Source organism: Thermogemmatispora sp. (assembly GCF_019683755.1).
Lineage (GTDB): Bacteria > Chloroflexota > Ktedonobacteria > Ktedonobacterales > Ktedonobacteraceae > Thermogemmatispora.
The window spans coordinates 1-7,928 of sequence record NZ_JADGHT010000217.1; the positions used below are offsets into that span (position 1 = coordinate 1).

Here is a 7,928-nt window from a genome sequence, read left to right on the forward strand (position 1 = left end):
CTCGCTTGGGGAATAACCTGTAGTCTGGCCCTTCTAACTCGACCACGCGCGCCTCAGCAAGGAGCCGCGAGACGCCCGCGGCCCCCAGCCAGGCCAGGAGCTGATCCGGGCGATGGTTGGCCGTCACCACGGTCGCTCTCCCGCTCTGAAGCCGCTGATCCAGCAGCCGATAGTACACCTCTTCACGGAAATCGCTCGGCTTGGGCTTATCCAGATCATCCAGCACCAGCAAGGGCGTCCGCATCGCTTTCTGAAGGAGGCGCAGGTAGTCCTCGTCCTGGCGCAGCAGCACCTGGATCTGCTCGAAGAGCGCCACCGCGCTGGCGAACAGGCAGGCCTGTCCTGCGGCCACCCGGGCGCGTGCAATGGCCGCCGCCAGATGGGTCTTGCCCACCCCAGGGGGGCCGACCAGCAGCAGCGTGCCCTGGGGATCATGGGCAAACCGCTGCGCTTCCTGCAAGGCGAGCTGGCGCTGCCGCACGGTCTGGGGCGTATCGCCTGGGCGCATGTCGAGCCGGAACGTTTCGAATTGCCCGGAAGGACCCTGGGCTGCTTGCGCCGGCGCCAGCCAGCCAAAAAGCTGGCTTGCCAGCAGCTTGCTCCGCTGTTCCTCCAGCAGGACGCGCTGCTGCACCCGCCACTGCTCCGCGCTGGCGTGCACTTCGCAGCCGCAGCGCAACCGGAGCCAGCGCCCATCGTCCAGCGCGAGCGGCTCGACAACGGTCCCACAGGTGGGACAGGTCCAGCGGGCCTCCGCCTGCGAGGTCGCTACCCGCTCCGGGGAGAACCGGCTGGCCAGCCGCGCCGGCACGCGCAGGGCGGCCCCCAGTCGCGTGAAGGACCCCATTCAGCTCCCTCCTGCAGCGGCACCTGGCTCCTCGGCCTCGACCTGCTCAACCTGGCACGCTGCTTTCCAGGCCTGTCGCTGCGCTTCGACATAGGAACGGTACTGGGCCATGGGATCAGACTGCCAGGCCGGTTCTACGGGCAGATGCGAGCGCGTGCCCCGCCTGGGGGGCCAGCGACCGCTCTCCAGCCCGGCAGCGCTCGCCGAGCCTGTCCCCTCCGACCCGGCTGCAACCTCCTGCCTGGAGGGCACCGGCGCCTGAGCCTGCGCGGCCTGCACGCGTTTGAGCCAGCGGCGGAAAAAGCCTGGCGTCAGCCGCTGCTGCCGCTGATTGCGCCGCGGGTCCTGGATATATTCGGCACATTCGACAGCTTCTCCGCGCACTGCTGACCAGCCCAGCGTCGCGGCAAATTCTTCCAACACCTGGCAGAGGTGCCGCGACGCCGGGAGGCCCAGGATCTCGGCAATCTCTTGACACAGAGCAGCGTCGACGCCGCTGTCGACGCGAGGGGCTGCTGGGCCAGGGAAGGGGACTACCTTCGGCGAGGCGCTGGTCGATCCTGCGCCAGCCGCCTGCTTCGTCACCAGTGATGCTTGTTCTCGTTCCCTTTCTGTTTCCTCTTCTCTTTCTCTTTCCCCTTCCCCTTCCCCTTCTTCTTCTGACTGGGGTTTCCTGGGGTTCCCAGGATTTTCCAGAAAAACCCAGGAAACCCCAGACTCGGAACAGCCAGCTCGTTCTGCCAGAACTGGCTCGGCCACGGACTCCTGCTCCCCCCATGCTGGAGGGGGCGGCAACTGGGAGGGCGTGGGCTTGCTCAGCGATTGCCACTGCTTCCAGGGCAGCCACTGATAGTACTGCTGGCGCCCCACCTGGTAGTGCAGCAGCAGCCCCCGCTCGACTAACTGGCTGAGGGCTTCCTCCACCGCGGCCTCGCTGACATTAAACAGTCGTGCCAGCAGGCCCGCGTGGGCCCGCCCGCGCCCTTCGTCATCGGCCTCCAGGATCAGGCCGATGAACACCACGCGGGCCTCGGCAGACAATTCAAAGAAATCTGGCTCTTTCAAGAGTGCCACCGGAATACTGCGGCTTCGCGCCATGTCATCATCCTTCCGTCACTCAAACAGCAGCAATTGCCCAGCCTGCAGCTGCGCCTCCCGGTGCTTCCGCCAGCGCGTCTGCCGGGCATGCCCCACATGCTCATCAATGTCGTAGCGTAAATGGCAGCGTTGACAGAGTGCTGCCAGGTTCTCGGGTCGGCAGTCCTGCTTGTCGCGCTTGCCCGCCAGGCTCACCCGCTCTTCACCCTGAGCGGCACCGCACCACTGGCACCGCCAGCCGGCCCGCTCCCGCGCCGCTCGGGAAATCTCTGCCCAGTTCGGGGGATACCGCTGACGATCCATTCCCATCGGTGGATGGCCTCCTTCTGGTAGCTCAACCGGGTCCGAGCGCCGCCTCAGCCCGTTGTGGGATTGAAAACCCAGGGCAACGGGACGCGGAAGGAAATGGAGATGGACCCCGCCGGATCACGAACCAGCCAGGACCGTCCGTGGGCCTGCTGCCACCGGAACCCGCTGATCTGCTCTTCCTGCCAGGCGGTCAGCTCCCAGGGAAGGTCGTTGGGGGTGGTGAGCGAGAACACTCGCTTCTGGAACACGGGCCGGTGGAGCTCCGGATCGAGTTTGAGTATTCGGCGCTCCGCGCCGTCTGCTGTCGGCTCTAGCGTCAGATACCCTTCCGCATCCGGTTGATCGCTCCGGCTCCAGCCCGTCTCTTCTAACCAGCGCAGCTCCCCTTCCTCTGTCGCCACCATGCCCCGGACATAGTGGACCTGGTAGAGCGTGACTGTTGCCTCCTTGGGCCAGGGACAGGCGCGCGCCAGGACCTCTGCCTGCCGCTCTGCCAGTTCGGCACGGGCCACCTCATCTTCGGCCTTCAGTGCCTGCCACCGGACATGTTCCCGGCGCGACGCTTCGAGTCCAAAGAGCAGCCAGCGGACGAACGACTCGGGGGGGAGCCAGCCGGAGCGGGCAGCGGCGGCATTGATCCGCTCGCAGCCAGCGATCCCATACCAGCCTTCATCACGCAGGGTGATCTTCCAGTCACACTGGCTGCAGCCAAAAGGCTCGGGCAGCCGCAGCTGGATGGTCAGGGAGTCTGGATACGTAGGAAGCCTGCGCATCCAGGGACGCGTCACAGACGGGAGCCCACTGCATTCCAAGAGGGTGAGCGCCTGCTCGAAGCGCTCCTGGGCCTGGCGCTCGGCCTGGCGGCGCTCCGCTTCTTCCTCAGCAGCCTGGGCGGCTTGCCTGGCGCGGAAGGAGCGCTGCTCTGCTTCGTAGACCTCGCTGGCACGTTGGGCCAGCGCCTCTAGCTCCTCATTCATGTTCATGGGATGCTCCTTTCCTGCTGATGAGGATCGTCGTGTGCCCCAGAGCGAGGGGATGCTCTTCGCATCCCCTCACCTGGCCAGGACTAGAACGGCTGGGTATCGTCCAGGTCGTCCTGCGCATCCAGGTCGCCCTCGTCTGCTTCCTCCTGCTCGTGGAGGGGACCGAGGCGCCCTTCCGCCATCGCGTGCAGGATGGCTACCTGCCCCCGGGCGCGCTCCACGGCTGTCGCTGGCTGAGGGAGCGGCTCCCCCAGGCGACCACAGAGGTCTCCCAGGCTGGCGAAGCTCAGTTCAAAGAAGGCGCGGGCAGGCTCCTGCAAGTCGATCCCCAGCAGCGCCGGGACTCCCTGCCCCAGTCGCCGACAGGCAGCCGTGAGCTGCTGATAATCCCAGGGCCAATTGAAGCTCACCAGCACCTTCCCTCGCGCCTGCTGCCAGAAGGCGGGCCAGACCTCCTCCAGCGGGGGCGCTCCTGCCAGCTCCTCCGCCGTCAGGCCATTGTAGGCCAGTGCCTCTTGCATCTGCGCGATGGGCTGCGTCGGGCGGATGCACTGGTCAAAGACCACGGCCCCATCCTCTAGCCGCAGCAGCAGCAGGCGGAGCACCTCGGCCCCCACCTGCAGCCCGGAGGTATCGACCTCCAGGATCAGGCTGCCGGGCTGGGCCAGCACGGCTTGCGCCCAGGCCATCCACTCGGGTTTCGGCAGGGAGGGCCAGCCCTCCCCTACGGGGAGCGAGCGCAGCCGCGTATACGCCTCCTGGATGAGCCCACGTATCTGCTCTCTGCGCTGGTGCCGCGCCTCTACTTCCGCAATCGTCAGCGGGCCTGGCGGCAGTCCCTGCTGCTCCTCGATGAGGAGTGGCAACGCCTCCTGGAGCCGGGCGATGATCTCCTGGATGCGGGTGATGGTCTGCGTCTGAGTCACGGGTCTTCCTCCTGTGGATGAGAGGGTGTGAACACGAAGAACCGGGTGAGCGTCGCGGCGGGACGACGCTACGAGATGGCGCGCAGCGGTGACCGCTTTTTGGGAATGCTCGAAACGGCTTGACGGACGCCACTCCTGATGCTCCGCTAGAGAGGGGCTGTCGGAACGCCGCCTCAGCCCGCTGAGGGATTGAAATGACCCCTGGTCAGCACCAGCCCGTTGAGGAGCAGCCCCAGCATCCACAGGCCCACGCACCAGCTCCCGCTGATGCTGATCTCTTGGTTCCACCGGTACCGCGGGAGGGCGCTCGAGGGGTCTTGGAGATCTCCCTGCATGGGGGCATGGCTCGAGGTGTGCAGTGCCACCGTTTCACCTCTGTTCGCATCGCAATGAAAAAGAACTCCCAGATTTGGGCGAAAACGGGGCAAAAACGCTGCCGTACCTGCAACGGCCAGGCTCACTTCTGCCCGCGGCTCTCCACTTCTGCCCACTTTTGGCTCTCTTCTGGCCACATCTTGGGGCAGCGCCGCGGTCTGCCCCGCCCTCTGAGCATGGTCTGTACCTCACGCTCATAGCGGCGGCGGGTCGATCGAGGGAGTGCGGATAACCGTTGATAGGCCTCTTGGAGACCTGCGAGAAGCGCGCCGCGGAAGACCGGCGCGCTCTTGCGCGTCAGTTTCCCTTCCAGAGAAAACCACTTCGGAAGCTCATAGGCATCGTAGCAGTACCCCTCTTGCAAAGAGAGGGTCGGGCAGGGAAGGCAGGAATTATGCTCCCAACAGACCACCAGGCTGCTGGCAGGGTTGGGACGTGCGCGAAGCGTCCAGTACTCGGTAGAGGTGGCCAGAAAGAGCAGGAGACGACGTCCCCACTGAGGGGTGAGGATTTCCTCTTGCCCCAGGAGCGTATACGGGAGCCGCGGCTCCTGGGCCTCCAGCAGCCGTCGAAGAGTGCGCTCCTGCATCCTCTCGCCTCCCTCCTAGGTGCGGGCCTGGTGCCCATGCGGACTTCTCCAGGCCTGCTGGTTCGTAAGCAGGTGCCAGGACGGCGCTGCTTTCACCGGCGGTACCTCCTCCGTCTCGGTCTGCTGCATCTGAGCCGGTGGGAGCGTCGGCTGCTGGAACGCTTCGCTCTCAATCACTCTCACCTGCCGCTCCATGGCTGCCAAAGCTCCGCGGCTCTGGATCTCCAGCATTTTCAGAAGCACTTCCTCATTCCGCGCACGCATCTGCCTGTACTCCTCATACTCCCGTTGGCGATTGGCCGCCTCCTGCTCAGCCGCCTTCAGGCGGAGCTCCGCTTCGCTGAGCCGCTGGATTGCTTCTGCCCGCCGATGTAAGGCAGCAAGAAATGCCTCCAGCGATTGGAAATCCAATGTCGCTACGATGGCCATTCCTCCCACCTCAATGATCACGGGAACAATGACCCGGAAGGCGAGCACGATGGGGGGAATTGGGGAGGAGGAGAGCGCCCACCAGAGGGCAGTGGCAGAGCCAATCGAGGCCACAAGGAAGAGCGCTCCGCACAGGACAGCTCGCGGCAGCATGTGCCGGTCCGACCCCAAGCGCTTCAGACTCCAGGCAGTTGCCAGAGCCAGCCCTGCGATGATCAGCTCCGCAGAGAGGGAAAGGACATGAAGCGCAGCGCTGAAAAAGAGATCACCTTTCCCGAACAGCTCTCCAAACTCCCATCCCAACAATGCAGCACAGCAGACCGGAGCCACGTAGCCGGTGGTCAACAACAGCAACCGGATGCCTTTCCCTATGGGGGCCTCCCTGTCTGCATCAAACTCCTCGATTTGCTTGCGGTAGCGCGCTATCGGGTCAGTTTCCCCCACTGCTTCCAGGGTCGAGGGCAGGGGCAGAGCACGCCCCTGCTCCTCTCCCTGTGCAGAGATGACGGTTGACTGCGCTGGATCTGGTGCCGCCGGCACAGACGGCTCTTCCAGCGCACCCTCGGACTCCGGCGATGGCCCCGGGCCAAGGCTCCATCGCTGGAGTGCCCGCATCGCCAAAGCGACGAGATCTCGAGTCTGCGTCTCGCCTCCCACGGCCTTGGTCTTGGGGTCCTCAGCCATTGCTCTCCTCCTGTGTTTCCTCCCCCTGCCCCTGTGCTCCCTTGGCTACGCTGTGCTGCGTGCGCGCCGCCTTGGCTGCCTGCAGCACAGCTGAGCGCTCTGCGCGCGCCAGCGCCCGCTGGGCGCGCAGATGCGCGCGAGAGACATGAGCATGCAGCGTCTCCCAGAGACTGGCCATGAAGGGCGAAGCTGTTGCTGCCTCCTGACGAACAATCTCCCGAAGCTGCGTTAATTTCTCGATGTCCTCGGGAGACGGCGCGACCATTCGTCGCTGCGCACTGGTTTGAGTCATCTTTCATCCTCCTTGCTCAAGTCCAACTGTCGAGAGCACGCCCGGCCCGGCCCGCTGCATCGACCCAGACCGGCTGGCTCCCTGCTGGCGGTGATCCCGCCCGCGACCGGGTGAACCAAACCACCGCCAGCCGGCAACCAGCCCGTTGCCAGCGTCCGTGAAACCACGTGCCCAGTTCAGTCTTCGTGGCTTTGCAGCAGGCGTGCCCGAGCACGCGCCAGCTCCGTCAGCTTGTCCTGCCTGGCAGAGAGCATCGCCCGTTCGCTCGCCGAGACCTGGCGATCACACCGTACCAGCGTGACCACCATGCCAATCACGCTCACGACAGAGCCCACGAGAACCCCCGCCACAACGACCGTGAGCACCAGGTCAAGCATGGCTGTTCACCTCCTTTCTGTCAGTCTGTCTGTCTGTCATCCCTTCTGACCTGGCTGCCGCGTCTCCGCCCACGGCAGCGGCATGGCGGCGGGAACGGACGCCATCAGCCCACGGGTTTGCTTGGCTTTCGATGAGGAGTGTGGGAGCATGGGAGCGCCCCTTGCAAGCCCTGAGCGGGCTTGCAAGCTCAGGCATTGCAATCAGCAGCCAGGCCGTCCGCCATCCCTTCCAACACTCCCACTATCCAGGCTCGCTTGCCCCATTCTGCCTGCTGCCCAGACTCCGATGGCATCGCCTGCTCCAGCAGGCTGGCCAACTGCTTGAGCAGCGTGGCCGTCGGCAACTGCGTCCACGCCTCGCTGTACTGCTTCCCCAGCTCATAGCCCTGCTCGTAGTCAAAGGCAGAAGGTGGCATGTGATTGCTCCTTCCTGACGAGGAATGGCACTGAGGGATCAAAGCACATCTACTGCCCAGAGACTGGCCTCCACCCCACATGGGGGTCAACTCCAGTCTGCTTCAGTACCCGCTCCAGTACGGCCAGTGAAGCCGCCTGGACGAAGCTCTCACTATGGCAATCCTGTTCCTGTCGGCTGATGCGGGCCGTATAGCTCCCAGCCTGGCGGCGAACAATCGCGGCGATCGTCCACCATCGCGAGTGATCCTCATAGCGCGCCTCTGACCCAACAGAGAGCGCTTCTTGCACGGTCATGGCTTGGCTTCTCCTTCTTCAGTACGCTCCTTATCCCCCCCAGGCAGAGGATCTTCTTGGGTGGGGGTTCATCGAGCAACTCCAAGGCATGTGTCCGGCAAAACCTCCGCTCGCATTTCCAGCATCGATACCGTGGATCAGCCTTGCGCTCACAGCCCGGTTCCTCACAGCCCGGCTGCGAACGCTGGGGAAGACCCCACATGAGCGGCCTCCTTTCTTTCTCTCCCTGACGGCCTCACGCCGCCAGGCACGTCCAAGACCAACACCAACACGACACATCCTGGTGAGCAGGCTGCTCCTCTGGCGCG

11 protein-coding genes are annotated in these 7,928 nt (G+C 64.8%); all 11 read right to left on the reverse strand.

Features of this window, described 5'->3' with window-relative positions:
- On the reverse strand, nucleotides 1-847 hold an 847-nt coding region (locus IRZ24_RS13645; protein WP_297165169.1), incomplete at its 3' end, for an ATP-binding protein.
- A complete protein-coding gene (locus IRZ24_RS13650; protein ID WP_297165171.1) occupies nucleotides 848-1,945 on the reverse strand; it encodes a winged helix-turn-helix domain-containing protein in 1,098 nt (365 codons plus the stop codon).
- A gap of 15 nt (nucleotides 1,946-1,960) precedes the next feature.
- Nucleotides 1,961-2,254 carry a hypothetical protein gene (locus IRZ24_RS13655; protein ID WP_297165173.1) on the reverse strand — a complete coding sequence of 98 codons (294 nt, stop codon included), beginning with the start codon at nucleotides 2,252-2,254 and terminating at the stop codon, nucleotides 1,961-1,963.
- Between the two features lie 47 nt (nucleotides 2,255-2,301).
- Complete coding sequence (locus tag IRZ24_RS13660) at nucleotides 2,302-3,237, reverse strand: hypothetical protein (RefSeq protein WP_297165175.1); 936 nt, start codon at nucleotides 3,235-3,237, stop codon at nucleotides 2,302-2,304.
- A gap of 83 nt (nucleotides 3,238-3,320) precedes the next feature.
- Nucleotides 3,321-4,163, reverse strand: coding sequence for a 3'-5' exonuclease (locus tag IRZ24_RS13665; protein ID WP_297165177.1), 843 nt, complete (start codon nucleotides 4,161-4,163; stop codon nucleotides 3,321-3,323).
- A 457-nt stretch (nucleotides 4,164-4,620) separates the two neighbouring features.
- Nucleotides 4,621-5,127, reverse strand: coding sequence for a hypothetical protein (locus tag IRZ24_RS13670; RefSeq protein WP_069804494.1), 507 nt, complete (start codon nucleotides 5,125-5,127; stop codon nucleotides 4,621-4,623).
- 15 nt (nucleotides 5,128-5,142) lie between these two features.
- Nucleotides 5,143-6,240, reverse strand: coding sequence for a hypothetical protein (locus tag IRZ24_RS13675; protein WP_297165180.1), 1,098 nt, complete (start codon nucleotides 6,238-6,240; stop codon nucleotides 5,143-5,145).
- A complete protein-coding gene (locus tag IRZ24_RS13680; RefSeq protein WP_297165182.1) occupies nucleotides 6,233-6,532 on the reverse strand; it encodes a hypothetical protein in 300 nt (99 codons plus the stop codon). Before IRZ24_RS13680 ends, IRZ24_RS13675 begins: the two co-directional genes overlap by 8 nt.
- A 176-nt stretch (nucleotides 6,533-6,708) precedes the next feature.
- Nucleotides 6,709-6,909: a hypothetical protein gene (locus tag IRZ24_RS13685; protein ID WP_297165184.1), complete on the reverse strand. Its 201-nt coding sequence runs from the start codon at nucleotides 6,907-6,909 to the stop codon at nucleotides 6,709-6,711.
- Nucleotides 6,910-7,097: 188 nt separating this feature from the next.
- A complete protein-coding gene (locus IRZ24_RS13690; RefSeq protein WP_297165186.1) occupies nucleotides 7,098-7,325 on the reverse strand; it encodes a hypothetical protein in 228 nt (75 codons plus the stop codon).
- A 49-nt stretch (nucleotides 7,326-7,374) separates the two neighbouring features.
- Nucleotides 7,375-7,620, reverse strand: coding sequence for a hypothetical protein (locus tag IRZ24_RS13695; RefSeq protein WP_297165187.1), 246 nt, complete (start codon nucleotides 7,618-7,620; stop codon nucleotides 7,375-7,377).
- Nucleotides 7,621-7,928: the final 308 nt, after the last annotated feature.